Origin of the sequence: Mesorhizobium sp. M6A.T.Cr.TU.014.01.1.1, from assembly GCF_004022765.1 — a bacterium.
GTDB classification, from domain to species: Bacteria; Pseudomonadota; Alphaproteobacteria; order Rhizobiales; family Rhizobiaceae; genus Mesorhizobium; species Mesorhizobium mediterraneum.
In genome coordinates this window covers 12,118-37,891 of the sequence record NZ_RZPG01000021.1, presented here as the reverse complement: position 1 = coordinate 37,891, position 25,774 = coordinate 12,118, and the positions used below count along the sequence as shown (strand labels likewise).

Genomic DNA, 25,774 nt, shown 5'->3' with positions numbered 1-25,774 from the left:
AATGCCCGGCAAACCTTGTCTTGTCATGCCGACCATGGTAGCGAACGCCCGATTTCAATCCGGTCAGCAACGCTGCCCAGGCAAAAGGACAACAGCTTATGGCCAGCAAAGACGACGCGCCGACCGGCGCGGCCAATGGCAACGGTGACGTGACGCAGCCTTCGCTCAACGTGCTCGCCCAATATGTGAAGGACCTTTCCTTCGAAAGCCCCGGCGCGCCGAACTCGCTGCGCGGCCGCGACAAGGCCCCCGGCATCGCCATCAACGTCAATGTCAACGCCAACCCGCTTTCGGACAAGCAGTTCGACGTCAATTTGACGCTGAACGCCAAGGCGTCCTTCGATCAGGAAGTGCTGTTCAACGTCGAGCTGGTCTATGGCGGCGTGTTCGCCATCAGCGGCTTCCCGCAGGAGCACATGCTGCCGCTGCTGTTCATCGAATGCCCGCGGCTCTTGTTCCCGTTCGCCAGGCAGATCATTGCCGAGGCGACGCGCAATGGCGGCTTCCCGCCCTTGATGCTCGACCCGATCGATTTTGCGCAGATGTTCCAGCAAAAGCTGGCCGAGGACCAGGCCGCCGGCAAGGTCAAGGCGAGCTGAAGGCTATTATAGAGCAGCCTCTGAAAGCCCGGCTTCGCGCCGGGCTTTTTGTTTGGGACGAGCTCCTCGATCCTGACAGGTTGGAAGCCGACCGACAGTAACCGTCGATAGTTCCGTCAGCGCAAAACCTTGGAGATTGGCTGAAACATCCCTGCCTTCGTCATCCCAGGGCGGAGCAAGGAGCGAAGCGACGCGGCGCAGACCCTGGGATCCATGCCGTTACCTCGCGGCAGTGCTCCAGCGGACCAGAACGGAACGCTACCACCCCGTTCCGCGAAAGAGCTCGAACCACTCCGGATTGGTCTTCTCGATCAGGTCGATCTTCCATTGGCGCGGCCAGCGTTTCAGCGACTTCTCGCGCTGGATGGCGTCACGAATGTCGAAATGTTCTTCGTACCAGACCAGACGCTGCACGCCGTAGCGGCTGGTGAAGCGCGAGCCTTGGCCGGATTTGTGCTCCGGCATGCGGCGGCCAAGATCGTTGGTGACGCCGATGTAGATCGTGCCGCGCTTCTGGCTCGCGGTCATGTAGGCATAGCCGGTCATGACTGAAGGGTAACGAGCGCCGTTGCGGAAACAAGCGCCGTTCTGAGCCGCTGCACCCTTCGGCGGATGTAACGGCATGGATCCCAGGGTCTGCGCGCGTCGCTTCGCTCCTTGCTCCGCCCTGGGATGACGACGGGAGGGGATGTTTCTGCCAATCTCCAACGTTGGCGATCCGCCGCTGACCAGAACTATCGACGTTCGCTGCCGATCAGCGGCAACCCGTCAAAATCACTATGCCGCGGAGCTCGCTTCCGGCGTAACGCGCAGCCAGAGCGCCTTTTCGCCTAATGTGCCGACCATGCTCGCGTGCGCGGTGCGCTCTGCGTCGGTCAGGCGAGATGGCAGCGCTATCGGCCGCGCGCCGATGCTGATGTCGATATCGTCGACATTTCTCCTGCCGCCGGCGGGCGCCGTGGCACTGTCGAGGATCAGCGCCGCCTGCTTGCCGCCGATGAGCTCGATATAGACCTCGGCCAGCAACTCCGAATCGAGCAGCGCGCCGTGCTTGGTGCGACGGGTATTGTCTATGCCATAGCGCCGGCAGAGCGCGTCCAGCGAATTCGGTCCCATCGGATGCTTGCGGCGCGCCAACGCCAGCGTGTCGACGACAAGCCCGGGGTCGACGACCGGGTGGCCGAGCCGGCCGAATTCGACATTGAGGAAGGCGATGTCGAAAGTGGCATTGTGGGCGACCAGCTTGGCGCCGTCGATGAAGGCAAGAAACTCCTCGGCGATGTCGCTGAAGGCTGGCTTGCCTATGAGGTCGGCGGCGCTGATGCCATGAACGGCCTGCGCCTCCGCATGAATCGGTCGTCCCTGCGGGTTGATGTAATGGTGGAAGGTGCGGCCGGTCGGGAACCGATTGACCAGCTCGATGCAGCCAAGCTCGATGACGCGGTCGTCGCGGAAATCGAGACCGGTGGTTTCCGTATCGAAGATGATCTCGCGCATCAAAACAATCCGTTGGCTCCGGCGTCACTCCAGCCGAATCATGATGGGAACAAATTGGCAACATATTACGCCGGATGCAAGCGTCGTTAAGCAGGCTTGCCGACCTTATCCCCGGCCAGTTCGGCGACGATCGCATCGACCGCCGCGCGCGCCGCATCAAAACCCTGTCCGGTGTCGATGACGAAATCGGCTTGGCTGCGCTTTTCGGCGTCGGGAACCTGCCTGGCCAGGATCGACGCGAGCTTCTCTTCGCTCATCCCCGGCCGCGCCAGCACCCGGGCGCGCTGGATTTCGGCCGAGGCGGTGACGACCACGACCTTGTCGACGCGGTCTCGGCCGCCGGTTTCGAACAGCAGCGGGATATCGAGAACGACAAGCGGGGCGCCGGCGGCACGGTTCCTGGCCAGGAAGGCGTCGGCGTCGGCGCGGACCAGCGGATGGATGATCGCTTCCAGCCGTTTCAGCGCAGCCGCATCGCCAAGCACCCGCTCGGCCAGCTTTGTGCGATCGACCGACCCTGATCCGGTGGTTCCGGGAAAAGCCGCCTCCACCAGCGGAGCCGCCTTGCCGGCGTAGAGGCGATGCACCGCTTCGTCCGAATCGTGGACTGGCACGCCGGCCTCGGCAAACATCTTCGCCGTGGTCGACTTGCCCATGCCGATCGATCCGGTGAGGCCGAGCACGATCATGCTTTTCATTCCCTGGTCATTCTTGGCCTTGGTCATTCCTTGGCACCGAGATCGGCGACGATCATCCGGCGCAATTCGGCGGTGACCTCCGGCCTGATTCCGAACCAGCGCTCGAAGCCGGGCACTGCCTGGTGCAGCAGCATGCCGAGCCCGTCGACGGTTTTGAGGCCCCGCGCTTTGGCTGCGGCCAGCAACGGCGTTGCCAGCGGCACATAGACAATGTCGGTGACGATGGCATGGTCCGGCAGCCTGGCCGGATCGGCGGACAGGCCTTCATTGCCATGCATGCCGAGCGCTGACGTGTTGACCAGCAGGCCGGCATCGGCAAGCAGCTCGCCGGTCGCAGCCATGCCATGGGCCGAGACCCTGGCGCCGAAACGGTGGCGCAGTTCCTCGGCTCGAGCGAGCGTCCGGTTGACGACGCGGATGTCACTGATGCCGCGCTCAATCAGCGCGTGGATGACCGCGCGGGAGGCGCCGCCGGCGCCGAGCACCACGGCCGGGCCATTATTTGCCCAGCCGGGCGCATGCTCGTCCAGATTGGCGGCAAAGCCATGGGCGTCGGTGTTGCCGCCCCAAAGATCTCCGCCCTCGAACCACAGCGTGTTGACCGCGCCGATTTGCTCGGCCGCATCGTCGCGGCGCGCCGCCAGCGCGAAGGCGGCCTCCTTGTGCGGGATGGTGACGTTGCCGCCGCGGTAGCCATTCGTCTCGAGCGTTTTGACGAATTCGGCAAAATCGTCCGGCGCGACGTCGATGGCCCGGTAGCTGCCGTCGATGCCGTATTTCGCCAGCCAGTAGCCATGGATCTTCGGCGACCGCGAATGCGCCACCGGGTGGCCGGTGACGAAGGCCTTTTTCGCGGCCTCAGCCATCGATGGCTCCGAGGTCACGCAGCTTGGCCAGAACGGGCAGAAGCGGCAGGCCGACAATGGTGAAATAGTCGCCCTCTATTCTCTCGAACAGCTGGATGCCCTCGCCTTCGATCTGGTAGGCGCCGACGCTGGACAGCGCCTTGGCGCCGACGCGCGCCAGATGGCGGCCGATGAAGGCCGGATCGAGCTTTCGCATGGTCAGGCTGGCGATGCCGACATGCCGCCACAGAACTGCGCCGTCGCGGGCCAGCACCACGGCGCTGTTGAGCTGATGGGTCTTGCCCGATAACGCCAAGAGATGGCGGCGCGCGCCTTCCATGTCGGCCGGCTTGTGGAACACTTCGTCGCCGAGCGACAACGTCTGGTCGCAGCCAAGCACCATGGCGCCGGGCCTTCGCTCGCTGACTTCGGTGGCCTTGGCCTCGGCGAGCACCAGGGCAACGTCCTCGGGCGAGACGCCGCTGTCTTTTAGCGGAGCCTCAAGCGCGCGCTCATCGACTTCCGCCGGAACCGCCTCGACCGCCACGCCGGCATGGACGAGCATCGCCTTGCGGAACGGGCTGCCTGAGGCAAGAATGATTTTTTCGGTCATGGTTTTTCGTCCGGTCTTGCCCTTCTCCCCTTGTGGGAGAAGGTGGATTGGCGCGCAGCGCCAAGACGGTTGAGGGGTGTTGGAAGGATTGCTGTCGGTGCCAAGCTGGAACACCCCTCATCCGACCGAGCTTCGCTCGGCCACCTTCTCCCACAAGGGAAGAAGGAAAGGACCGCCCACAGCACAAGCGCCCGAACCCTACCGTGTCTTACCCCGCAGGGCAACGATAGCCGCCGCCGTCTCCTCGATCGAGCGGCGGCTGACGTCGATCATCGGCCAGCCATGCCGGGTGCAGATCTGGCGGGCGTAGGCGAGTTCCTCGGAGATCGCGGCGCGGTCGACATAGTCGGTCGGCTCATAGGCGCTGGTGTTGCCGAGGATGCGGTTCTGGCGGACCTGCGAGATTCGCTCGGCGGTGGCAATCAACCCGACGATCAGCGGCTTCGTGGCGCTGACCAGGCTTTCCGGTACCGGCACGCCGAGCACGATCGGGATGTTGGCGGTCTTGATGCCGCGATTGGCGAGGTAGATGCTGGTCGGCGTCTTTGACGTGCGCGAAATGCCGACGAGCACGATGTCGGCGTCATCCATATTGGCTGGCAGCTGGCCGTCATCATGCTCCATGGTGAAGTTGAGCGCGTCGATGCGGCGAAAATATTCGGCGTCCAGCACATGCTGGGCGCCGACGCGGCGGCCGGCCGGCGTGCCGAGATAGGACTGGAACACGGTCAGCACCGGTTCCAGCACGGAGACGCAAGGCAGGCCCATGGCGGCGCAGCGTTCGTCGATGCCGCGGGCGAGTTTCTGGTCGACAACCGTATAGAGGATGATGCCCGGCTCCTCCTCGATGTCCTCGAACACTTTCGTCACCTGCTTTTCGGTGCGGATGAGTGGGTAGATATGCTCGATGGCGCGCGCATCCTTGTATTGCGCGGAAGCCGCCCGCCCGGCCGCCAGCAGCGTTTCACCGGTGGCATCGGAAATCAGGTGAAGGTGAAAGAAGCTCTGGGGTTTGTTCACAGGCGTTCGTTCCAAGCTGTGGGCCGATGTGGATAAGGTCGGTCGGAAAGATCGGTCGGTTTGGGGCGACTGTATCAGATGCCAGTTTGTCCACAATTCGATGCGCTGTCGGCTTCGTCGGGCGGCTGGGGACAAGTCCGGGGACGGGCTTTTTTGACTCAGCCCCATCCACAGGCCCATTTTCTTTGCGCGGGCGGCAACGCATTGTTCCCAGTCGGAAATTTCCAACTGTCCCCAATCCCCTCCTATCCGGCAGAAGAAGCACGCGACAATATGCTGGCTGGCCTTTTCCGGGGCAAAACGGGACAGGAGACAACCACCGATACCAACAGACTCTTAGAATCATAAGATTCCTAGAAATAGAATATTTAATTATAGAGAAGCCTGGAGAGGCAGAGGATTTGACTCTTTGACTGGGCCTAAGAGAGATCATGAACGGTCGCTGCCGATCGGCCTTCAGCCGCCAATCTCCAACATCTGCGATCGGCCGCAGGCCACCATGCGAGCGCTGAATGCCTGAAAACCGGATCATGCTGGACGTGTTGAAGGGCGAAGCGGTGTTCCCGCCGCCGCTCTGGATGATGCGCCAGGCCGGGCGCTATCTGCCGGAATATCGGGAGACACGCAGGCGGGCCGGGTCGTTCCTCGATCTCTGCTATAATCCCGACTTCGCTGTGGAGGTGACGCTGCAGCCGATCGAGCGCTTCGGCTTCGACGCATCGATCCTGTTTTCCGATATCCTTGTCGTGCCGCATGCGCTGGGCCGCGACGTGCGCTTCGAGGAAGGACGCGGGCCGCTGTTGACGCCGATCTCGGCCACGGAGATTGCGGCTCTGGACGGCGAAACGTTTCACGTGAATCTCGAACCGGTCTATGAGACGGTCAGACGGCTGCGGGCAAAACTGCCCGATGAAACGACGCTGATCGGCTTCTGCGGCGCGCCCTGGACGGTGGCGACCTATATGATTGCCGGCCATGGCACCCCAGACCAGGCGCCGGCGCGGCTGTTCGCCTATCGTGAGCCGGCAGCTTTCTTGCAGCTGCTGAATGTGCTTGCCGATCATTCGGCCGCCTATCTGATCCGGCAGATTGAGGCCGGCGCCGATGTGGTGCAGATCTTTGACTCGTGGTCCGGCGTTCTCGATGAAGTTTCTTTCGAGGCGTTTTGCGTCAGGCCGGTGGCGGAGATCGTCAGGCAGGTGCGAGCAGTCCATCCCGACGTTCCGATCATCGGCTTTCCCAAGGGTGCCGGCGCTCACTACACGAGCTATCGGCAGAAGACCGGCGTGACGGGGCTGGGGCTCGACTGGACCGTGCCGCTATCGACAGCAAAGGAATTGCAACACGGTGGCGCCGTGCAGGGCAATCTCGATCCGTTGCGGCTGGTGGCCGGGGGCAAGGCTCTAGCCGACGGCGTCGACGCTATCCTGAAGGCACTCGGCGATGGGCCGCTGATCTTCAATCTCGGCCACGGTATCACGCCGGAGACGCCGATCGCGCATGTCGAGGCGATGGTGAAGCTGGTGCGGAGCGCATCATGACGATGATGGGGAAAGGCCCTGCGGAAGGTGGTGTTGGCGCAATGCGCCGCGCAGCGATCGCGATTGCGGTTTTCCTCGTGTTGGCCGGGCTTCTGTTCCGGTTCGGACCGGATGATTTCTATCCCTGGGCAAAGGCGATCCACGTCATCGCCGTCATCTCGTGGATGGCGGGCATGCTCTATCTGCCGCGGCTGCTGGTCTATCATGCCGATGCGGAGAAAGGCTCGGTCCAGTCCGAAACCTTCAAGGTGATGGAGCGCCGCCTGCTGCGCGGCATCATCAATCCGGCGATGATCATCACCTGGGCGTTCGGCCTCTGGCTGGCCTGGAAGGGCTTCGGTTTTCAGGGCGGCTGGCTGCATGCCAAGATCGCCGCGGTGCTCGGGCTCTCCGCCGTTCATGGCTATCTCGCCGGCGCGGTGCGCAAATTCGCCGAGGACCGCAACGAAAAGCCCGCGAGGCACTGGCGGATCGTCAACGAGATCCCCACATTGCTGATGATCGTCATCGTCGTGCTGGTCATAGTGAAGCCTTTCTGAGGCTTCGATGACCTGCAAAAGGCGGCTTGCTCTTTCAGTCGACCGACGATAAAAGACGGGTCTTCCTTCCCGTCATGCGCCGCCCCATTCATCGCTTCGGCCGCGCCCGGCATTTGTCGCATCCCGCCGATATTTTCCCAATGCTTACTCACTCAGAGTCCGTCTAATGATGCAAGAAATGAAACTCGCAGAGTTCAAGAACAAGAAACCGCCAGAGCTGATCGCCTATGCCGAATCGCTCGAGGTCGAGAACGCCAGCGTCATGCGCAAGCAGGAGCTGATGTTCGCGATCCTGAAGAGGCTGGCAACGCAGGATATCGAGATCATCGGTGACGGCGTCGTCGAGGTGCTGCAGGACGGTTTTGGCTTCCTGCGCTCGGCCAATGCCAATTATCTGCCGGGTCCGGACGACATCTATATCTCGCCGTCGCAGATCCGCCGGTTCTCGCTGAAGACCGGCGACACGGTCGAAGGCCCGATCCGCAGCCCGAAAGAGGGCGAGCGCTATTTCGCGCTGCTCAAGGTCAACACGATTAATTTCGACGACCCGGAAAAGATCCGCCACAAGATCCATTTCGACAATCTGACGCCGCTTTACCCGACCTCGCGGCTGAAGATGGAAATGGAGGTTCCGACCTCGAAGGACATCTCGGCCCGCGTCATCGACCTGGTGGCGCCGCTCGGCAAAGGCCAGCGCGCCCTGATCGTGGCGCAGCCGCGCACCGGCAAGACGGTGCTGTTGCAGAACATCGCCCACTCGATCACCACCAATCATCCGGAATGCTATCTGATCGTGCTCTTGATCGACGAGCGGCCGGAGGAAGTCACCGACATGCAGCGCTCGGTGAAGGGCGAGGTCGTGTCCTCGACCTTCGACGAGCCGGCGGTGCGCCACGTCCAGGTCGCCGAAATGGTGATCGAGAAGGCCAAGCGCCTGGTCGAGCACGGGCGTGACGTCGTCATCCTGCTGGATTCGATCACCCGCCTCGGCCGCGCCTATAACACCGTGGTGCCGTCATCCGGCAAGGTGCTGACCGGCGGTGTCGACGCCAATGCGCTGCAGCGGCCGAAGCGCTTCTTCGGCGCCGCCCGCAACATTGAGGAAGGCGGCTCGCTGACCATCATCGCCACCGCGCTGATCGATACCGGCAGCCGCATGGACGAGGTCATCTTCGAAGAGTTCAAGGGCACCGGCAATTCGGAAATTGTGCTCGACCGCAAGGTGGCGGACAAGCGCATCTACCCGGCGATGGACATCCTCAAGTCCGGCACCCGCAAGGAAGATCTTCTGGTCGCCCGCCAGGACTTGCAGAAGATCTTCGTGCTGCGCCGCATCCTGGCGCCGATGGGCACGACCGACGCCATCGAGTTCCTCATCGACAAGCTCAAGCAGACCAAGACCAATGCGGATTTCTTCGATTCGATGAATACGTAAGAGGGCTGAGGCGCGGCGATCCCCCCCTCTGTCCTGCCGGACATCTCCCCCACAAGGAGGGAGATTGGCCGTCATGACTGATTTCACCAACCACCAACTTTGCAAAAGGGACGCTGTCGGGCGAAGCTGCCGATCTCCCCCCGAGTGGGGGAGATGTCCGGCAGGACCGAGGGGGGCGCTGTTCCCGGTTCTGCGCACCTTTGCGCCTACTGACGATGTAACAGGCGTTCGAGCTCCTCGGCGCTCGTTACGGCCGGCAGGCAGACCTGCCCGGTGCACAGCCAGGCGCCGGGCTTGTCGGTTGGCGGCAGCATGCCCCCCGGCAAAGCCGGCACGTTCCCCACCGAACCGACTGGCACGATAGTGTCGATCCGGCGCGGGTCGGGATTTCGATTCGCAACCGGAACAAGCCGGGGATTCTCCGGGTCATCAACCAGCACCAGTTTCAATGGCTCGATCGCCAGGGCACAGGCGTTGACGATGCCCGCCTGGCCATAGGCCTGATGCGCCGCACGGCCGGCCGCGTGTTCGGCGACCTTCCAGGTCTTTTCCTGCAATTCGAGATCGCCTGAAAGCGAGGACAATCGGACCATGGCCTCGATGATCTGGCCGGTGGCTGACGGGATGGCCTCGTCGACATCGCCCCTGATGCGGATCGGCACATCGCTGCTGTCCGAAGCGGTGAGATAGTAGCCGGTGTCGTCACCGTCGCGATGCCATCGGTCGAGCTGCGCGATGAATTGGCCGGCTAGCTCGGCATAGCTCGATGTGCCGGTAGCCTCGAACAATGAGAGCGCGGCGTTGGCCATGGCGGCGTAGTCGCTCGACAGCGCCGGGAACAGCTTCTTTGCGCCAAGCATCGAATGCGGCAAGCGGCCGTCTCGGCTGGCGCTGGCAATGGCAGCGAAGGCCTGTTCCGCCGCCTCGATCCAGTCGATCCGTTTCAGGGCGCGCCCGGCTTCGGCGAGAGCCGCGATGACCAAGCCGTTCCAGTCGGTCAAGATTTTCCCGTCCCGCCCGGGCCTGACGCGCTGCTCGCGGGCTGCCAGCAATTTTTCTTTTAACGGAGTGAGCCGGTCGCGATCGACCACGCTTTGCGTTTGCTGCGCTCCGGTCTGGTGGATGATTGGCTTGCCCTCCCAGCCATGTGGGCCGGAAAGCGTGAAGTGTTTGAAAAACAACGCTGATTCATCGCCAAGAGCGGTTTCGATCTCATCCCTGCTCCAGGTGTAGAACAACCCCTCCTCGCCCTCACTGTCGGCGTCGAGGCTGGCGGCGAAAGCGCTGCCATCGACGCGCATCTCGCGCAAGAGCCAGTCGATCGTCTCTTCGATTCGTACCCGGAACAAATCATTGCCCGATGCCGCATAGGCCCAATTGCACAGCCGGATGAGCTGGGCGTTGTCGTAGAGCATCTTTTCGAAATGCGGCACCAGCCACTCGGCATCGGTCGAATAGCGGCTCAGCCCGCCGCCGATATGGTCGTAGATCCCGCCCGCCAGCATCTTTTCGAGGCTGAGCAGCACGGCGTCGCGATGCGATGTGCTACCGTCGCGCAGCCACGACAGCCAAAGCGTCTGCATGAAAGGCGCGTTGGGGAATTTGGGCGCGCCGCGCAGGCCGCCGAGATCCCTGTCGATCATGCCGTCGATGCCTTGGGCAAGGTTCGCGAGCGTGTCGCGGTCGAGCACAGCCTTGGCATGCGTGCCGGCCAGCCGCGTCTCGACATGCGTGGTTAGGCCGTTGGCGCTTTGGTTAACGCTTTCTTTCTTCTCCCGCCACGCCTTGTCGACCGCCTCTAGCACCTGGACGAAGCCCGGACGGCCGTAACGCGCCTCGCGCGGAAAATAGGTGCCGCCCCAAAATGGCTTTCCGTCCGGCGTCAGGAACATGGTCAGCGGCCATCCGCCCTGCTCGCCCATCGAGGACAGCGCGGCCATATAGATCTGGTCGATGTCCGGCCGCTCCTCGCGATCCACCTTGATATTGACGAAGAGACGGTTCATGACGGCGGCGACGTCGTCATTCTCGAAGCTTTCGTGCGCCATGACATGGCACCAGTGGCAGGCGGCGTAGCCGACCGAGAGCAGGATTGGCCGCTGCAGCGTCCTTGCTTCGGCGAGCGACGCCGGCGACCATGCCCGCCAATGCACCGGGTTGCCGCTATGCTGCTGCAGATAGGGGCTGGCCTCTTCGGCAAGTAGATTTTGCGCGGGCAGATTTTGCGCGGGTGATGTCACGGGTCGGGCACTCGGCGAATTGTCGATGAAGCGAAGCTAGGGCGGTTGTGCTGGGTCGGCAAATGATTTCGGTTGGTTCCATTGTTGCCCTGTCGAGCGGCCGCCTGCCCGCCGGCGTTGCCGTGATCCGCATTTCGGGTCCGCAAAGTCGATTCGTCGTCGAAACGATTGCCGGTCCAATGGTTAAGAACCGTGTTGCGGCCTATCGGAAGTTCAGGGCGCCGGACGGATCGGTGCTCGACAGCGGCCTGGTCGTTTTCTTCGCAGGACCGAACAGCTTTACTGGTGAGGATATCGCGGAATTCCATGTCCATGGCGGCCGCGCCGTGGTGGCGAAGATGCTGGAGACGATCGCCGGCTTCGATGGCGTCAGGCATGCCGAGCCGGGCGAGTTTACACGCCGCGCCTTTCTTAACGGCAAGGTCGACCTGGTCGAGACCGAGGCGCTGGCCGATCTCGTTAACGCCGAGACGGAGGCGCAGCGACGCTTTGCCGTGCAGAATGCCGAGGGTGTGCAGAGCGAGCTCTATCTGGGCTGGCGGCGTCGGCTCATCCATGCGCGGGCGATGATCGAAGCCGAGATCGATTTTGCCGACGAAGACGATGTGCCCGGTTCCGTTGCAGAGACGGTCTGGTCGGACGTCCGGGCGATGATCGACGAGATCGAGCGTCATGTCGAAGGTTTCCGAGCCGCAGAGATCATCCGCGACGGGTTCGAGGTCGTCATCCTCGGCGCGCCGAATGCCGGCAAGTCCAGTCTGTTCAATGCGCTGGCCCGGCGCGAGGCGGCGATCGTCACGGAAGAGCCCGGCACGACCCGCGATCTGCTCGAGGTGGTGCTGGACCTGGAGGGGATGCGCGTCAGAGTGACCGATACCGCCGGCCTGCGCGAGACGCCCGGCAGGATCGAGGCGATTGGCATCGAAAGGGCAAGGAGCAAGGCCGGAACCGCCGATCTGTTGCTCGTGTTGGAGGATATGGTGGACCCGGTCCCGATCGGCGCAATACCGGCCGATATCCCGACATTGAGGATCGGGACAAAGGTCGATTTGCTGCGAGATGAATCGCTTGCAACGCGCTACGACGCGGTCATCTCGACCAGGGACGGAACAGGGCTGGCGGAGCTGCTGGCGGAGATCGGCCAACGCGCCGCGGCGCAAATCGGCCAGGCCGGCGATGTCCTGCCGTCGCGGCTGCGGCACGTCGAGCTTCTCAATGAGGCGAAACGCTTTCTGCTTGCGGCGGTGGCAGGGGATGAGCGCGGGCAAGAGCTGCGGGCCGAGGAATTGCGGCTGGCAGCTGATAGGCTTGGCCGGATCGTTGGGGCGGTCGATGTCGAGGATTTGCTGGACGTAATCTTCTCGCAGTTCTGCATCGGCAAATGACTCACGTGAAACACTGGGCGGAAAGACTCACGATGATTCACGTGAAACGCTGAGCGACCAACGTCGAAGGCATTGTTTCACGTGAAACGGTTCGCCGGGCAATCGCTTTAGGTTGAGTCCGCTCCTCACTGATTCCGGGGCGAGCCGTGGCGCGCCGGCGCTAGAGCTTTGTGCGGTTCTCCCTTCTCCCCTTGTGGGAGAAGGTGTCGCCGAAGGCGATGGATGAGGGGTGCTCCAGCTTGGCTGCGACGGCACTCCGTCCAGCACCCCTCAACCGTCTTGGCGCTGCGCGCCAATCCACCTTCTCCCACAAGGGGAGAAGGGAAGACGGCGCCGGCTTCGCCACTTCTTCGAAGAGATTTGCCCGCCAAGCTCCACCTATTCTTGACACCACGTTCTGACGGGCACATGTGTCGGTCGACTTGAATGCGGGATTCTGAAATGACCGATCACTATGATGTGGTTGTGGTGGGCGGCGGCCATGCTGGTTGCGAGGCGGCCAGCGCTGCCGCGCGCGCCGGTGCCAAAACCGCTCTGGTGACGCTGCGCTTCGAGACGATCGGCGTCATGTCCTGCAATCCGGCGATCGGCGGGCTCGGCAAGGGCCATTTGGTTCGCGAGATCGACGCCATGGACGGGCTGATGGGGCGCGTCGCCGACGCGGCCGGCATCCAGTTCCGTCTGCTCAACCGCCGCAAGGGGCCTGCGGTGCGCGGGCCGCGCACCCAGGCCGACAGAAAGCTCTATCGGCTCGCCATGCAGGCGGCGATTCGCGAGCAGGCCCGTCTCGACGTGGTCGAGGGCGAGGTCCTGGATTTCGAAATCGACAATGAGCGCATAGCCGCGGTGCTGCTGGCGGATGGCCGCCGGCTTCCCTGCGGCGCCGTGGTGCTGACGACCGGCACTTTCCTGCGCGGGCTGATCCATATCGGCGAGAAGAAGATCGTTGCCGGCCGCATGAACGAGCAGGCCAGCCTTGGCCTGTCGGCGACGATGAGCAGAGCGGGTTTCAAGCTCGGGCGGCTGAAGACCGGCACGCCGCCGCGGTTGGACGGGCGCACGATCGATTGGGCGTCGCTGGAGAGCCAGGCGGCGGACGAGGATCCGGTGCCGTTCTCGCTGATGACCGACCGCATCGACAATCCGCAGATCCATTGCGGCATCACGCGCACGACGGCGGCGACGCACGAGCTGATCCGCGCCAATCTGAGCCGTTCCGCCATGTATTCCGGCTCGATCGAAGGGGTCGGGCCGCGTTACTGTCCGTCCATCGAAGACAAGATCGTCAAGTTCGGCGACCGCGAAGGCCACCAGATTTTTCTGGAGCCGGAAGGGCTGGACGATGACACCGTTTACCCCAACGGTATTTCGACCTCGCTGCCCGAGGACGTTCAGATCGACATTCTGAAGACCATTCCTGGCCTTGAGCGTGCCATCATGCTGCAGCCCGGCTATGCCATCGAGTATGATCACGTCGATCCGCGCGAGCTTAAACCGACGCTGGAAACCAAGCGGATTGGCGCTCTTTTCCTGGCCGGGCAGATCAACGGCACCACCGGGTATGAGGAGGCCGCCGCGCAAGGGCTGCTTGCCGGCCTCAACGCTGCGCGGCAGGCTTCGGCAAGCGACCAGATCGTGCTCAGCCGCACGGAGGCCTATATCGGGGTGATGGTCGACGACCTGACCAGCCGCGGCATTGCCGAACCCTATCGCATGTTCACTTCGCGGGCCGAGTTCCGGCTGTCGCTGCGGGCCGACAATGCCGATGAGCGGCTGACGCCGCTGGCGACGAAGCTCGGGATCGCTTCACCGGAGCGGATGCAGCGCTTCAACGATGTCGTGCAGGAGCTTGAAAAGGCGAGGGACCTTGCGCTTGGAACGACCATGACCCCCAACGAAGCGGCGCGCCATGGGCTGGAGATCAACAGGGACGGAGTGCGTCGCTCCGCCTATGAGTTGCTGGCTTATCCCGGTGTCGATATCGCCTGGTTGGCCCGAATCGCTCCCGAATTTGGCGCCATCGACGCCAAAACGGCAGAGCGCCTCGAAACGGAGGCGAAATATTCGGTTTATCTCGATCGGCAACAGGCTGATGTCTCGCAGATCAGGCATGAGGAAAGCCGGCTGATCCCGGCTTCGCTCGACTTTGCTTCTGTGCCGGGCCTGTCCAATGAGCTGAAGCAGAAGATGCTGGCACGCCAGCCGCGTTCCGTCGCCGACGCACAGCGGATGGAAGGCATGACGCCGGCGGCACTGGCAATCATTGTCGCGCATGTTCGCAACGCCGAGGCTGCCGCGCGAAGGAATGTTGCGTGAGCGCTGCCTCCTGGGCGAGCCTGCAAGCGGCTGCAGGTCCGGTTTCACGTGAAACATTCGAACGCCTGGTCGAGTTCGAGGTGGTTTTCCAGAAATGGAACCGCCGGATAAACCTGGCGGCGCAATCGACGCAGGACGATGTCTGGCGCCGCCACATCCTCGACAGCACGCAGCTTGCGCGAATCAAGCCGGATGCGAAGCGCTGGGTCGATCTCGGCTCTGGCGGCGGTTTTCCCGGCCTGGTGCTTGCCTTCCTGCTTGCCGAGCGTGACGGCGCCAGCATCGATCTGGTTGAGAGCAATCGGAAAAAGGCGTCGTTCCTGCAGGCGGTCGTCGGGCAATTCAATCTGCCCGCGAGAGTCATCGCGCGGCGCATCGATGATGCCTATCCGCTTGTTTCGACACCTCAAATCGTCACGGCAAGAGCGCTGGCGTCGCTTCCGACGTTGCTTGACCTATCGGCGCCGTGGCTGACGGCGGGCGCGCGCGGCCTGTTCCACAAAGGCCGGGATTACCGCGCCGAAGTGGCAGAAAGCGCTCAACGATGGTCGTTCGATCTGGTAGAACATGCCAGCGCGACCGACGCTCATGGTGTCATCCTCGAACTGTCTGATTTGCGCCAACTGACTTAGATCGGCGACCTCGGAATGAATTTCTGGCATAGACCCATGATGAAGAATGGCCCCCGAATCATCACCGTAGCCAACCAGAAGGGCGGCGTCGGCAAGACGACGACGGCCATCAATCTGGCCACGGCGCTGGCGGCGATCGGCGAAAAGGTGCTGATCGTCGACCTCGATCCGCAAGGCAATGCCTCGACAGGCCTTGGCATCGACCGCAAGGACCGGACCGTCTCGTCCTATGACGTGCTGACCGGCGAGCTGGATCTGGAAGCAGCGGCGATCCCGACGGCGGTACCCGGGCTGTCGATCGTGCCGTCGACGCTTGATCTGCTCGGCATCGAGATGGAGATCGCTTCCGCACCCGACCGGGTGCTCAAGCTGCGCAATGCTCTCCGTGCCGCGAGCGAGCGTGGCGCGCCGTTCGGCTATGTGCTGATCGATTGTCCGCCATCGCTCAATCTGCTGACGCTGAACTCGATGGCGGCGGCCGATTCGGTCCTGGTGCCGCTGCAATGCGAATTCTTCGCGCTTGAAGGCTTGAGCCAGTTGCTGGAGACGGTCGAGCAGGTGCGCCGCTCGATCAATCCCGATCTGATCATTCAGGGCATCGTGCTGACCATGTATGACGGCCGCAACAACCTCGCCAACCAGGTGGTGCAGGATGTGCGGGCGCATATGGGCGACAAGGTCTACGAAACCGTCATCCCGCGCAATGTGCGTGTCTCCGAGGCGCCGTCCTATGGCAAGCCGGCGATCCTGTACGACCTCAAATGCTCCGGCAGCCAGGCCTATCTGCAGCTTGCCTCCGAGGTGATCCGCCGCGAGCGCAAACTGCGCGCCGCCTAATGCATCGGGATTGCGACTTGCAGAAGATAATTCGATACCGAAACGATCTGGACAGACGATGAGCGAAGACCTTTCAAGAAAAAGACTGGGGCGGGGACTGGCCGCGCTGATCGGCGAAATCGATCGTCCGGCAGCAGTGGAAAAGCAAGGCATGAATGCCGACGGCAAGGTGCCGATCGAGTTCCTGAGCCCGAACCCTAAAAATCCGCGCCGGCATTTTGGCGACGCCGACCTGACCGATCTTGCCCAGTCGATCCGCGAGCACGGCGTGGTGCAGCCGGTGGTGGCGCGGCCGTCGCCGACGCAAGCTGGCCGCTACGAGATCATCGCCGGCGAGCGGCGCTGGCGCGCGGCGCAGCGCGCCGGGCTGAGCGAGATTCCGATCATCGTGCGCGACGTCAACGATCGCACCGCACTCGAGCTGGCGATCATCGAAAACGTCCAGCGCACCGACCTCAATCCGGTCGAGGAGGCGATGGGCTACCAGCAGTTGATCGACGATCACGGCTACACCCAGGCCGATCTCGGCCAGGTGATCGGCAAGAGCCGCAGCCATGTCGCCAACACGCTGAGGCTGCTGAAGCTGCCGGACGTGATCCGCGACATGCTGGTCGACGGCGCGCTGTCGGCCGGCCACGCCCGCACATTGGTGACGGCAGAGGATCCGGCGGGCCTGGCCAAGCGGATCGTCGAGGAGGGGCTTTCGGTGCGCCAGGCCGAAGCGCTGGCGCAGATGCCGGCGGGCGCTCCAACCGTAAAGCGACAGCCTGCGGAACCGGCGCAAAAAGATGCCGATACGCTGGCGCTGGAAAAGCTGATGACCGACACGATAGGCATGATCATCACGATCGAGCACAAGGAACGCGGCGGCGTGCTGCGCGTCGCCTATCGGACATTGGACCAGCTCGATGAGCTCTGCCGAAGGCTGAAGCAGGAGCGGTAGGTGCTGAGGTACGCCTGTTTTTAGCCGGCAAATAATCTTCGGCTTAGGAGCAACCCGGCGGACATCTTCGCCCTGGTAATACAACGAGGGTTGGCGAATGCCGGCCCTTCCTTTTTCCGTGCGCTGGTGATTGGCGAAATCGCCGAGGCTGCTGATCTCCCCCCTCGAGGGGGAGATGGCCGGCAGGCCAGAAGGGGTCGGCTCACATAAAGCGCCTACGTCGTCTGTCGTCGCGAAAGGCGTCGGCATTCCACGCGCTGGGACCCCCTCTGTCGCCTTCGGCGACATCTCCCCCTCAAGGGGGGAGATCATCCGCGCTGAGCCAGCCTTGCACTCTCCACGGCAATGCCGAGCAGCGCTTGCCGTGCCAGCGCGACCGACAGGTCCGGCCGTCGGCGCGTCTGCAGGACCGCCGTCTGCAGCCTGGTCAAAGCGCGGCCAAGCGCCTCGCTGTTCCAGCGTTCGAGGGCCTTCTCCACCAGCTTGCGCCTGGTAAAAAAAACCGGCGGGCGCGCCGCGGCAACGACCGAAGCGGCGTTGCGGCCGCCGGTGTCCATCTGGCCGCGCATCGCCTGGATCGCCTGCAGCTGCCGCATCGCCGACGACAGCACCAGAAAAGCCTGGCCGCCGGACTGGCAGTGGCGGGTGAAGGCCATGTCGAAGTCGCCGACCTTGCCTTCGAGCAAAGCATCGACGGCGTCGTCGAAGGAGAGACCGGAGACGTCGCCCGATGTCGCCTTGACGTCGTCGAGGCCGATCTCGGTCTGGCCGTGGGCGTAAAGCACCAGCTTCTCGATCTCGCCGCGCGAGGCCAGCCGGTCACCGCCGAGGTTCCGGCGCAGCGCCTGGCGCGCCTCCAGCGTCATCGACATGCCGGCCTTGCGCAATTCGTCGTCGATGACCGTGTCGATGTCGCGGGCCTCGTCGGCGTAGCACGGCAGCGCCATGGCAATGTCGGCCGCCTCGACGATGGCGCGCAGGCCGACGCCTTTCTTCAAGTCGCCGGCTTCAATGAGTATGATCGCATCCTGCGCGGGCTCTGATGTCAGCGCCTTGACGTCGTCGGCAAGCGCCTTCTGGCCGCTGGCGTTGCGCACCCAGAGCAGGCGCCGGTCTGAAAACATCGGCACGGTGCGGGCTTCGTCGAGCAGGCGGCCCTCGTCGCGATCGACTTCCGAACCGTCCAGCCTGACCACCGAGAACGGATCGTCGAGCGGCAGGCCGGTTTTGCCGGCAAAGGCCTTCGCCCGCTCGGCGACGAGCCCGCGATCGGGCCCGTAAAGCAGGACGATCGAGATGCGCGGATCCGGCCGCGCCAACCACGAATCGACCTCGTAACCTTTCTTCTGTGCCATGCGGGGATGGTTAGCATGATGCGGGCGCGGGGTGAACGGCGGGGCTCCTTCTTCCTTCTCCCCTTGTGGGAGAAGGTGGATTGGCGCGCAGCGCCAAGGCGGTTGAGGGGTGCTGGACGGAGCGCCGTCCTTGCCAGGCTGGAACACCCCTCATCCGACCGAGCTTCGCTCGGCCACCTTCTCCCACAAGGGGAGAAGGAGACGCCGCGCGAAGCCCCTAATCCGCTCCGAATTGCTCATCTGGCGGGAAACCTGGCGCAATCATACGCCAAATTGCGCGTGGCGGCGGAAGATCGACAAGAAATTTCGCCGACATATCTTCATCTTGGCGAGTGCCGGCCGGTGCGTCGCTGGCCTGAAGCCTTGCCCGACGAATTGGCACTGGTCCGGCGGTGTGCAACTATCGCGCCAGGCAACATTGGAGGATCTTGGTCATGGCCGATACAGGAATGTTGCGCTTCCATGTGCCGGAGCCGGAGGTGCGGCCGGGCGGGACGCCGGATTTCTCTGACGTGACCATCCCCAAGGCCGGCTCGGTGCCGCGTCCCGAGATCGATGTCGATCCGCGCACCATCCGCGATCTGGCGTTTTCGATCATCCGGGTGCTCAACCGCTCCGGCGAAGCCGTCGGGCCATGGGCCGGGCTGCTTTCCGACGACGAATTGCTGGAAGGGCTGCGCCACATGATGACGCTGCGCAGCTTTGACGCCCGCATGCAGATGGCGCAGCGGCAGGGCAAGACCTCCTTTTACATGCAGCATCTCGGCGAAGAGGCGGTGAGCTGCGCCTTCCGCAAGGCGCTGGCGCCGGGCGACATGAACTTTCCGACCTATCGGCAGGCAGGGCTGCTCATCGCCGACGGCTATCCGATGGTCACGATGATGAACCAGATCTATTCGAACGAGGCCGACCCGCTGAAGGGGCGGCAATTGCCGATCATGTATTCGTCGAAGGAGCATGGCTTCTTCTCGATCTCCGGCAATCTGGCGACGCAATATATCCAGGCGGTCGGCTGGGCGATGGCTTCGGCGATCAGCAATGATTCTAAGATCGCCGCCGCCTGGATCGGCGACGGCTCGACCGCCGAGTCCGACTTCCATTCGGCGCTGGTCTTCGCCTCGACCTACAAGGCGCCGGTCGTGCTCAACGTCGTCAACAACCAGTGGGCGATCTCGACTTTTCAGGGCATCGCCCGGGGCGGCTCCGGCACTTTCGCCGCGCGCGGTCTCGGCTTCGGCATTCCTTCGCTGCGGGTCGACGGCAACGATTATCTCGCCGTCCATGCGGTGGCGAAATGGGCCGCCGAGCGGGCGCGGAAAAATCTCGGGCCGACGCTGGTCGAATACGTCACCTACCGCGTCGGCGCGCATTCGAGCTCCGACGATCCGTCCGCCTACCGGCCGAAGGCCGAGTCCGACGCATGGCCGCTCGGCGACCCGATCGTCAGGCTGAAAAACCATCTCATCCAGCGCGGCGTCTGGTCGGCCGAACGCCACACCCAGGCCGAGGCAGAAATCCTCGAAACGGTGATCGCGGCGCAAAGGGAGGCCGAGCGGCACGGCACGCTGCATGCCGGCGGCAAGCCCTCGGCGCGCGACATGTTCGAGGGTGTCTATGCCGAGATGCCGCCGCATCTCCGGCGTCAGCGCCAGCAGGCAGGGGTCTGACCATGCCAAGGCGGACCATGATCGAGGCGATCCGCGACGCCATGGACGTGTCGATGGCGCGCGACGAACGCGTCATCGTGTATGGCGAGGATGTCGGCTTTTTCGGCGGCGTCTTCCGCTGCACGCAGGGCTTGCAGGCGAAGTACGGCAAGAGCCGCTGCTTCGATGCGCCGATCAGCGAAGCCGGCATCGTCGGCTCGGCCATCGGCATGGCCGCCTACGGCCTAAAACCTTGCGTCGAGGTGCAGTTTGCCGACTATGTCTATCCGGCCTACGACCAGATCGTCTCGGAGGCGGCGCGGCTGCGTTACCGGTCGAACGGCGATTTCACCTGTCCGATCGTGGTCAGGATGCCGACCGGTGGCGGCATCTTCGGCGGCCAGACCCACAGCCAGAGCCCGGAGGCGCTGTTCACCCACGTTTCCGGCCTGAAGGTCGTCGTGCCGTCCAATCCGCACGATGCCAAAGGCCTGCTGATCGCGGCGATCGAGGATCCCGATCCGGTGATCTTCCTGGAGCCGAAGCGGCTCTACAACGGCCCGTTCGACGGTCATCACGAGCGCCCGGTGACGCCGTGGTCGAAACATGACCTCGGCGAGGTCGCCGACGGCCATTACACGGTCCCGCTCGGCAAGGCGGTGATCCGGCGGCCGGGTGCCGCTGTCACCGTGCTCGCCTATGGCACGATGGTCTATGTCGCGCAGGCGGCGGCCGAGGAGACCGGCATCGACGCCGAGATCATTGATCTGAGAACCCTGCTGCCGCTCGATCTCGAGACGATTGTCGCCTCGGTGAGAAAAACGGGCCGCTGCGTGGTCGTGCACGAGGCGACGCTGACATCGGGGTTTGGCGCCGAGCTGTCGGCGCTGGTGCAGGAAAATTGTTTCTATCATCTGGAAGCGCCGGTGGCGCGGGTCGCCGGCTGGGACACGCCCTATCCGCACGCGCAGGAGTGGGATTATTTTCCAGGTCCCGCCCGGCTTGGCCGGGCCTTGCTTGAGACGATGGAGGCCTGATGATGGGAGGCAGAGCAATCGCTTCGGACCAATTGCCAACCATGGTGCCGCCCCTCATCTGCCTGCCGGCATCTTCTCCGCGTGAGGGACGGGGAGTAGGTGCTGGCCGCCACGCAGGCGATCCCCCTCTCCCCGTTCTTCACGGGGGTCCCAAGCGAGACAAGCGGCTCGCCCCGGAATGGGCAGGGGCGAGGGGCAGCGCAAACGCCTCGGTAGGGGAGGCCTGACGATGGGCGAATATGTAATCAAGCTGCCCGATGTCGGCGAAGGCGTCGCCGAGGCCGAGTTGGTCGAATGGCAGGTCAAGGTCGGGGATCTCGTGCGCGAGGACGCGGTGCTTGCCGCTGTGATGACCGACAAGGCGACGGTCGAAATTCCGTCGCCTGTCGACGGCGAGATTCTGTGGCTTGGCGCCGAGATCGGCGACACGGTGGCGATCGGCTCGCCCATCGTCAGGTTGAAAGTGGCGGGAGAGGGTAATGTGAAGGCAGGCGCTGCGGAGTCAGGAAGTGAGGCGGGCGCCAAGAGTACCCCCACCCCTAGCCTTGCCGGGGCGCGCCACGGGTCTCGCCCGTCCTTCGGACCCCCACAAGGGGGAGGGGGACGCGCTTCGGCTGCCGAGGCCGACGTCAAACCAGCCCTACCTTCGTCAGGAAGCGCTTCTGTGCGCGGAAGTGAAACGGCGACGGAATCCCCCTCCCCCTTGTGGGGAGGGGTTAGGGGTGGGGGTACTGCGCCCGTCGGCGCGCCGCGCCCCGAAGGTGAAAAGCCGCTGGCGTCGCCCGCTATCCGCCTGAGAGCGAAAGAGGCCGGCGTCGATCTTCGGCAGGTCGCGGGAACGGGCCCGGCCGGCCGCATCCAGCATGAGGACATCGAGGCGTTTCTGGCGCGTGGACCGCAGCTCGCGAAAGTCTCCGGCCTCGCCCGCAACGAGGCGGTCGAGGACATCAAGATCATCGGGCTCAGGCGCAAGATCGCCGAGAAAATGGCGCTAGCCAAGTCGCGCATCCCGCACATCACCTATGTCGAGGAGATCGACGTCACCGCGCTCGAGGATCTGCGCGCCGCGCTCAACAAGGAGAAGCGCGGCGGCGCGGAACGGGCGAAGCTGACGCTGCTGCCGTTCCTGATGCGGGCGATAGTCAAGGCGATTGCCGACCAGCCCAATATCAACGCGCTGTTCGACGACGAGGCCGGCATCATCCACCAGCATGGCGGCGTCCATATCGGCATCGCCGCGCAGACGCCTTCGGGGCTGGTGGTGCCGGTGGTCAAGCACGCCGAGGCGCGCGACATCTGGGATTGCGCCGCCGAGGTCATCAGGCTGGCCGAGGCCGCCAAATCAGGCACGGCGATGCGCGACGAGCTTTCGGGATCGACCATCACCATCACCTCGCTCGGCGCCATGGGCGGCGTCGCGACGACGCCGGTGATCAATCACCCGGAAGTGGCGATCATCGGCGTCAACAAGATGATGGTGCGGCCGGTATGGGACGGAACCCAGTTCATTCCGCGCAAGATGATGAACCTGTCCTCCAGCTTCGACCATCGCGTCATCGACGGCTGGGACGCCGCGGTATTTATTCAACGGATCAAGACGCTGCTGGAGACCCCGGCGCTGATTTTTGTGGAGTAGTGCCATGAACAGAGGATCGCAGTGGCGCAGAATGAGAGCGGTAGCGATCCTTCGCGCCCCCCTCTGTCCTGCCGGACATCTCCCCCTCAAGGGGGGAGATCGGCTCTCATCCCGACTTTCGACAATCTCCAGCGTTACAAGACTAAGCGGAGCGCCAAAGCTGCCAATCTCCCCCTTGAGGGGGAGATGCCCGGCAGGGCAGAGGGGGGCGCTGTCCCGCCGGCTCGACGAACCAAGGTGCCATGATGAAGGAAATCTCCTGTAAGCTGCTCGTTATCGGCGCCGGGCCCGGCGGCTATGTCTGTGCCATCCGCGCCGGCCAGCTCGGCATCGACACGGTGATCGTCGAGTTCGGCAAACCGGGCGGCACTTGTCTCAATGTCGGCTGCATTCCGTCCAAGGCGCTGATCCATGCGGCCGAGGAGTTCGAGAAGATCTCCCACATGGCCGGCGGCAAGAGCCCGCTCGGCATTTCAATCGCAGCACCATCCATTGATCTCGAAGCCACCATCGCCTGGAAGGACGGAATTGTTAGCCGACTGAATAGTGGCGTCGCCGGCCTGCTCAAGAAGGCCGGGGTCAAGACCGTGCACGGCTGGGCGAAATTCCGCGACGGCAAGACCGTCGAAGTCCAGACCGAGACCGGGATGCAGGTGGTCCGCGCCGAGACGGTGGTGATCGCGACCGGCTCGGCGCCGGTCGAGCTGCCGTCGCTGCCGTTTGGTGGACCGGTGATTTCATCGACCGAAGCGCTGGAGCTGAGCGAAGTGCCGGAAAGGCTTGCCGTCGTCGGTGGCGGCTATATCGGGCTCGAGCTCGGCATCGCCTTCGCCAAGATGGGCGCCAGGGTGACCGTGGTCGAGGCTTTGCCGCGCGTGCTGGCGCAGTATGATGCAGAGCTGACCCGGCCGGTCGTGAAGCGGCTCACCGAGCTCGGCATCGAGGTGCTTGTGGGCGCCAAGGCCAAGGGGTTGTCGACCAAGGGCGATGCGCTGCTGGTCGAGACGAAGGACGGCAAGAATGCCAAGATCGCCGCCGACAGGATACTGGTCACCGTCGGGCGCAAGCCGGTGATCGAAGACTGGGGGCTCGACCAGATCGACCTCGATATGGCGGGGAAATTCATCCGCATAGACGACCAGTGCCGCACCTCGATGCGCGGCATCTTCGCTATTGGCGACGTCACCGGTGAGCCGATGCTGGCGCACCGGGCGATGGCGCAAGGCGAAATGGTCGCCGAGATCGTCGCCGGTCACAAGCGCAGCTGGGACAAGCGCTGCATTCCCGCCATCTGCTTCACCGATCCGGAACTGGTCACCGCAGGTCTGTCGCCGGATGAGGCCAAGGTGCTCGGCGGCGAGATCAAGGTCGGCCTGTTTCCCTTCGCCGCCAACGGCCGCGCCATGACCAAGCTTGGCGAGGAGGGCTTTGTCCGGGTCGTTGCCCGGGCGGACAATCATCTGGTGCTCGGCATCCAGGCGGTCGGCCAGGGCGTATCGGAACTGTCGACGGCCTTCGGCCTGGCGCTCGAAATGGGCGCAAGGCTGGAGGACATCGCCGGCACAATCCATGCGCATCCGACCCAAGGTGAGGGTTTTCAGGAAGCGGCGCTGAAGGCGATGGGGCGGGCGCTGCATGTTTGAAGCCAGCCGGCCTCGCGCGCTCTCCCTTCTCCCCCTGTGGGAGAAGGTGGCCGAGCGAAGCTCGGTCGGATGAGGGGTGTTCCAGCCGGCACCAACAGCGCCCCAAGCAGCACCCCTCAACCGTCTTGGCGCTACGCGCCAATCCACCTTCTCCCACAAGGGGAGAAGGAAAGAGGTGCAAAACCTCACCCCGCCAGCCGGCTAACCATCTCGTGCTGCGCATAGGCGCGACCGAAGCGGTTGGCGAGGAAGGCGTCGAGCGCGATGTCCTCCTGCTTGATAAAACCCTTCGCCGGCAAGGTGCCGTCGGCCAGCATGTCAAGCACCGCGCAGATTGCGGAGGCCGTGGTGATCTGGATGGCGCTGCGCACCATTTCGCCGACGCGCTTGGCGTAGATCTTGTTGGCGTAGGTCTCCTGCAGCAGGCGGCCGTTCTTGCGGCCGCTGACCGTAACGAAGACGATGACCACGTCCTGCAGCGTCGCCGGCAGGGCGCTCTCAAAAATGTCCTTCAGCACGTCGCGACGGTGGCGCAGGCCGAGATCGTTGAGCAGCGCCTTCATGATCGCGGCATGGCCGGGATAGCGGATGGTGCGGTAGTTCAGCGTGCCCACCTTGCCCTTCAGCGTTTCGGCCAGCGTGCCGAGCCCACCCGAGGTGTTGAACGCCTCGTAGGTGACGCCGTCGAGCGAGAATTCCTCGCGCTCCTCCAGCGGCGGCACCTCGATCAGCTCGCCTTCGACGATCGCCTCGCAAGGCTCGCAATATTCGTTGATGACGCCGTCCGTGCTCCAGGTCAGATTGTAGTTCAGCGCATTCGAGGGGTATTGCGGCAGCGCGCCGACCCGCATGCGCACGCTCTCCAGCGTGTCGAAGCGGCTGGCGAGATCATTGGCGACGATCGAGATGAAGCCCGGCGCCAGCCCGCACTGCGGAATGAAGGCGCTGTTGGCGGAGCGCGCCAGCTCCTTGACGCGCCTGGTGCTGACGACGTCCTCGGTCAGGTCGAGATAGTGGACGCCGGCGCTGGCTGCCGCTTCGGCGATGCGCGTGGTCAGGTGGAAGGGTGCAGCACTCAGCACCGCGAACTTGCCGGCCAGGGCCGCTTCGAGCGTGCCTGATGCTTCGATGTCGAGTTCCAGCGTCTCGACCGTGGCCGGCAGTTCGGCCGCGCCGAGCTGTACGGCCGAGCGGTCGACGAGGGTGACATGATAGTCGCCGGTGGAAGCCAGCATCTCGGCAATGGTCGAGCCGATCTTGCCGGCGCCGACAACAATGATTTTCTTCATGACAGTTCCCTCGCCCGAACATTGATTG

Annotated in this window: 22 protein-coding genes; 13 read left to right on the top strand and 9 right to left on the bottom strand. The window is 63.8% G+C overall.

Annotated elements, in window-relative coordinates; translation table 11 throughout:
- The first annotated feature begins 98 nt into the window (after positions 1–98).
- Entirely contained in the window at positions 99–599 is a 501-nt protein-coding gene (secB, locus tag EN885_RS22510) for a protein-export chaperone SecB (RefSeq protein WP_095484776.1), read from the top strand.
- 258 nt (positions 600–857) lie between these two features.
- Here secB and EN885_RS22505 read toward each other — a convergent pair whose 3' ends face one another.
- The 6 genes from EN885_RS22505 to EN885_RS22475 all read right to left on the bottom strand — a co-directional run bounded on the left by EN885_RS22505 (position 858) and on the right by EN885_RS22475 (position 5,272).
- Positions 858–1,145 carry a GIY-YIG nuclease family protein gene (locus tag EN885_RS22505; protein ID WP_128242753.1) on the bottom strand — a complete coding sequence of 96 codons (288 nt, stop codon included), beginning with the start codon at positions 1,143–1,145 and terminating at the stop codon, positions 858–860.
- Between the two features lie 231 nt (positions 1,146–1,376).
- On the bottom strand, positions 1,377–2,096 hold the full coding sequence (gene dnaQ, locus EN885_RS22500) for a DNA polymerase III subunit epsilon (RefSeq protein ID WP_128242752.1): 720 nt from the start codon (positions 2,094–2,096) through the stop codon (positions 1,377–1,379).
- An 86-nt stretch (positions 2,097–2,182) separates the two neighbouring features.
- On the bottom strand, positions 2,183–2,785 hold the full coding sequence (coaE, locus tag EN885_RS22495) for a dephospho-CoA kinase (protein ID WP_128242791.1): 603 nt from the start codon (positions 2,783–2,785) through the stop codon (positions 2,183–2,185).
- A gap of 32 nt (positions 2,786–2,817) precedes the next feature.
- Complete coding sequence (locus EN885_RS22490) at positions 2,818–3,660, bottom strand: shikimate dehydrogenase (protein WP_128242751.1); 843 nt, start codon at positions 3,658–3,660, stop codon at positions 2,818–2,820.
- Positions 3,653–4,252, bottom strand: coding sequence for a Maf-like protein (locus EN885_RS22485; RefSeq protein ID WP_128242750.1), 600 nt, complete (start codon positions 4,250–4,252; stop codon positions 3,653–3,655). The genes EN885_RS22490 and EN885_RS22485 overlap by 8 nt, the downstream gene beginning before the upstream one ends.
- 198 nt (positions 4,253–4,450) lie before the next feature.
- Positions 4,451–5,272, bottom strand: a complete 822-nt coding sequence (locus EN885_RS22475) for a pyruvate, water dikinase regulatory protein (protein WP_126104257.1) — start codon at positions 5,270–5,272, stop codon at positions 4,451–4,453.
- Between the two features lie 512 nt (positions 5,273–5,784).
- On the opposite strand from EN885_RS22475, the gene hemE reads away from it, so the two are divergent.
- The 3 genes from hemE (at position 5,785) to rho (ending at position 8,787) form a co-directional block, all read left to right on the top strand.
- Entirely contained in the window at positions 5,785–6,813 is a 1,029-nt protein-coding gene (gene hemE / locus EN885_RS22470) for a uroporphyrinogen decarboxylase (RefSeq protein WP_128242748.1), read from the top strand.
- Positions 6,810–7,352 (top strand): protoporphyrinogen oxidase HemJ, encoded by a 543-nt coding sequence (gene hemJ / locus EN885_RS22465; protein WP_128242747.1) that lies wholly within the window; start codon positions 6,810–6,812, stop codon positions 7,350–7,352. The genes hemE and hemJ overlap by 4 nt, the downstream gene beginning before the upstream one ends.
- 169 nt (positions 7,353–7,521) lie before the next feature.
- On the top strand, positions 7,522–8,787 hold the full coding sequence (gene rho, locus EN885_RS22460; RefSeq protein ID WP_127293968.1) for a transcription termination factor Rho: 1,266 nt from the start codon (positions 7,522–7,524) through the stop codon (positions 8,785–8,787).
- 206 nt (positions 8,788–8,993) lie between these two features.
- Here rho and EN885_RS22455 read toward each other — a convergent pair whose 3' ends face one another.
- Positions 8,994–11,027 (bottom strand): thioredoxin domain-containing protein, encoded by a 2,034-nt coding sequence (locus EN885_RS22455; RefSeq protein WP_245493125.1) that lies wholly within the window; start codon positions 11,025–11,027, stop codon positions 8,994–8,996.
- A gap of 62 nt (positions 11,028–11,089) precedes the next feature.
- Here EN885_RS22455 and mnmE point away from each other — a divergent pair, with 62 nt between their 5' ends.
- The 5 genes from mnmE to EN885_RS22425 all read left to right on the top strand — a co-directional run bounded on the left by mnmE (position 11,090) and on the right by EN885_RS22425 (position 17,140).
- Positions 11,090–12,412 carry a tRNA uridine-5-carboxymethylaminomethyl(34) synthesis GTPase MnmE gene (gene mnmE / locus EN885_RS22450; protein WP_128242746.1) on the top strand — a complete coding sequence of 441 codons (1,323 nt, stop codon included), beginning with the start codon at positions 11,090–11,092 and terminating at the stop codon, positions 12,410–12,412.
- A 441-nt stretch (positions 12,413–12,853) separates the two neighbouring features.
- Complete coding sequence (gene mnmG, locus EN885_RS22440; protein ID WP_128243816.1) at positions 12,854–14,728, top strand: tRNA uridine-5-carboxymethylaminomethyl(34) synthesis enzyme MnmG; 1,875 nt, start codon at positions 12,854–12,856, stop codon at positions 14,726–14,728.
- Positions 14,725–15,360 carry a 16S rRNA (guanine(527)-N(7))-methyltransferase RsmG gene (rsmG, locus tag EN885_RS22435; RefSeq protein ID WP_128243815.1) on the top strand — a complete coding sequence of 212 codons (636 nt, stop codon included), beginning with the start codon at positions 14,725–14,727 and terminating at the stop codon, positions 15,358–15,360. Before mnmG ends, rsmG begins: the two co-directional genes overlap by 4 nt.
- Before the next feature lie 36 nt (positions 15,361–15,396).
- A complete protein-coding gene (locus EN885_RS22430) occupies positions 15,397–16,197 on the top strand; it encodes a ParA family protein (protein WP_095484788.1) in 801 nt (266 codons plus the stop codon).
- Between the two features lie 58 nt (positions 16,198–16,255).
- Entirely contained in the window at positions 16,256–17,140 is an 885-nt protein-coding gene (locus EN885_RS22425) for a ParB/RepB/Spo0J family partition protein (RefSeq protein ID WP_128243814.1), read from the top strand.
- A 308-nt stretch (positions 17,141–17,448) separates the two neighbouring features.
- Here the strand turns inward: EN885_RS22425 and holA are convergent, their stop codons facing one another.
- Positions 17,449–18,495, bottom strand: coding sequence for a DNA polymerase III subunit delta (gene holA / locus EN885_RS22420; RefSeq protein ID WP_095484790.1), 1,047 nt, complete (start codon positions 18,493–18,495; stop codon positions 17,449–17,451).
- A 434-nt stretch (positions 18,496–18,929) separates the two neighbouring features.
- Between holA and EN885_RS22415 the strand changes: the two genes are divergently transcribed.
- From EN885_RS22415 to lpdA, 4 genes are all read left to right on the top strand, one after another.
- On the top strand, positions 18,930–20,162 hold the full coding sequence (locus EN885_RS22415) for a 3-methyl-2-oxobutanoate dehydrogenase (2-methylpropanoyl-transferring) subunit alpha (RefSeq protein WP_128243813.1): 1,233 nt from the start codon (positions 18,930–18,932) through the stop codon (positions 20,160–20,162).
- 2 nt (positions 20,163–20,164) lie between these two features.
- A complete protein-coding gene (locus EN885_RS22410; RefSeq protein WP_095484793.1) occupies positions 20,165–21,178 on the top strand; it encodes an alpha-ketoacid dehydrogenase subunit beta in 1,014 nt (337 codons plus the stop codon).
- Between the two features lie 229 nt (positions 21,179–21,407).
- Entirely contained in the window at positions 21,408–22,814 is a 1,407-nt protein-coding gene (locus EN885_RS22405) for a dihydrolipoamide acetyltransferase family protein (RefSeq protein WP_128243812.1), read from the top strand.
- A 245-nt stretch (positions 22,815–23,059) separates the two neighbouring features.
- Positions 23,060–24,457 carry a dihydrolipoyl dehydrogenase gene (lpdA, locus tag EN885_RS22395; protein ID WP_128243819.1) on the top strand — a complete coding sequence of 466 codons (1,398 nt, stop codon included), beginning with the start codon at positions 23,060–23,062 and terminating at the stop codon, positions 24,455–24,457.
- Positions 24,458–24,642: 185 nt separating this feature from the next.
- Here the strand turns inward: lpdA and EN885_RS22390 are convergent, their stop codons facing one another.
- Positions 24,643–25,746 (bottom strand): saccharopine dehydrogenase family protein, encoded by a 1,104-nt coding sequence (locus EN885_RS22390; RefSeq protein WP_128243811.1) that lies wholly within the window; start codon positions 25,744–25,746, stop codon positions 24,643–24,645.
- Positions 25,747–25,774 lie beyond the last annotated feature (28 nt).

Excerpts from the sequence above, each read along its gene's own strand:
- EN885_RS22425 (WP_128243814.1), top strand. The coding sequence starts at position 16,256 with ATGAGCGAAGACCTTTCAAGAAAAAGACTGGGGCGGGGACTGGCCGCG.
- EN885_RS22485 (WP_128242750.1), bottom strand. The coding sequence starts at position 4,252 with ATGACCGAAAAAATCATTCTTGCCTCAGGCAGCCCGTTCCGCAAGGCG.
- hemE (WP_128242748.1), top strand. The coding sequence starts at position 5,785 with ATGCCTGAAAACCGGATCATGCTGGACGTGTTGAAGGGCGAAGCGGTG.
- EN885_RS22390 (WP_128243811.1), bottom strand. The coding sequence starts at position 25,746 with ATGAAGAAAATCATTGTTGTCGGCGCCGGCAAGATCGGCTCGACCATT.
- lpdA (WP_128243819.1), top strand. The coding sequence starts at position 23,060 with ATGAAGGAAATCTCCTGTAAGCTGCTCGTTATCGGCGCCGGGCCCGGC.
- secB (WP_095484776.1), top strand. The coding sequence starts at position 99 with ATGGCCAGCAAAGACGACGCGCCGACCGGCGCGGCCAATGGCAACGGT.
- EN885_RS22415 (WP_128243813.1), top strand. The coding sequence starts at position 18,930 with ATGGCCGATACAGGAATGTTGCGCTTCCATGTGCCGGAGCCGGAGGTG.
- coaE (WP_128242791.1), bottom strand. The coding sequence starts at position 2,785 with ATGATCGTGCTCGGCCTCACCGGATCGATCGGCATGGGCAAGTCGACC.
- mnmE (WP_128242746.1), top strand. The coding sequence starts at position 11,090 with ATGATTTCGGTTGGTTCCATTGTTGCCCTGTCGAGCGGCCGCCTGCCC.
- dnaQ (WP_128242752.1), bottom strand. The coding sequence starts at position 2,096 with ATGCGCGAGATCATCTTCGATACGGAAACCACCGGTCTCGATTTCCGC.
- EN885_RS22430 (WP_095484788.1), top strand. The coding sequence starts at position 15,397 with ATGATGAAGAATGGCCCCCGAATCATCACCGTAGCCAACCAGAAGGGC.
- rho (WP_127293968.1), top strand. The coding sequence starts at position 7,522 with ATGCAAGAAATGAAACTCGCAGAGTTCAAGAACAAGAAACCGCCAGAG.
- EN885_RS22505 (WP_128242753.1), bottom strand. The coding sequence starts at position 1,145 with ATGACCGGCTATGCCTACATGACCGCGAGCCAGAAGCGCGGCACGATC.
- EN885_RS22405 (WP_128243812.1), top strand. The coding sequence starts at position 21,408 with ATGGGCGAATATGTAATCAAGCTGCCCGATGTCGGCGAAGGCGTCGCC.
- hemJ (WP_128242747.1), top strand. The coding sequence starts at position 6,810 with ATGACGATGATGGGGAAAGGCCCTGCGGAAGGTGGTGTTGGCGCAATG.
- EN885_RS22490 (WP_128242751.1), bottom strand. The coding sequence starts at position 3,660 with ATGGCTGAGGCCGCGAAAAAGGCCTTCGTCACCGGCCACCCGGTGGCG.
- mnmG (WP_128243816.1), top strand. The coding sequence starts at position 12,854 with ATGACCGATCACTATGATGTGGTTGTGGTGGGCGGCGGCCATGCTGGT.
- holA (WP_095484790.1), bottom strand. The coding sequence starts at position 18,495 with ATGGCACAGAAGAAAGGTTACGAGGTCGATTCGTGGTTGGCGCGGCCG.
- EN885_RS22410 (WP_095484793.1), top strand. The coding sequence starts at position 20,165 with ATGCCAAGGCGGACCATGATCGAGGCGATCCGCGACGCCATGGACGTG.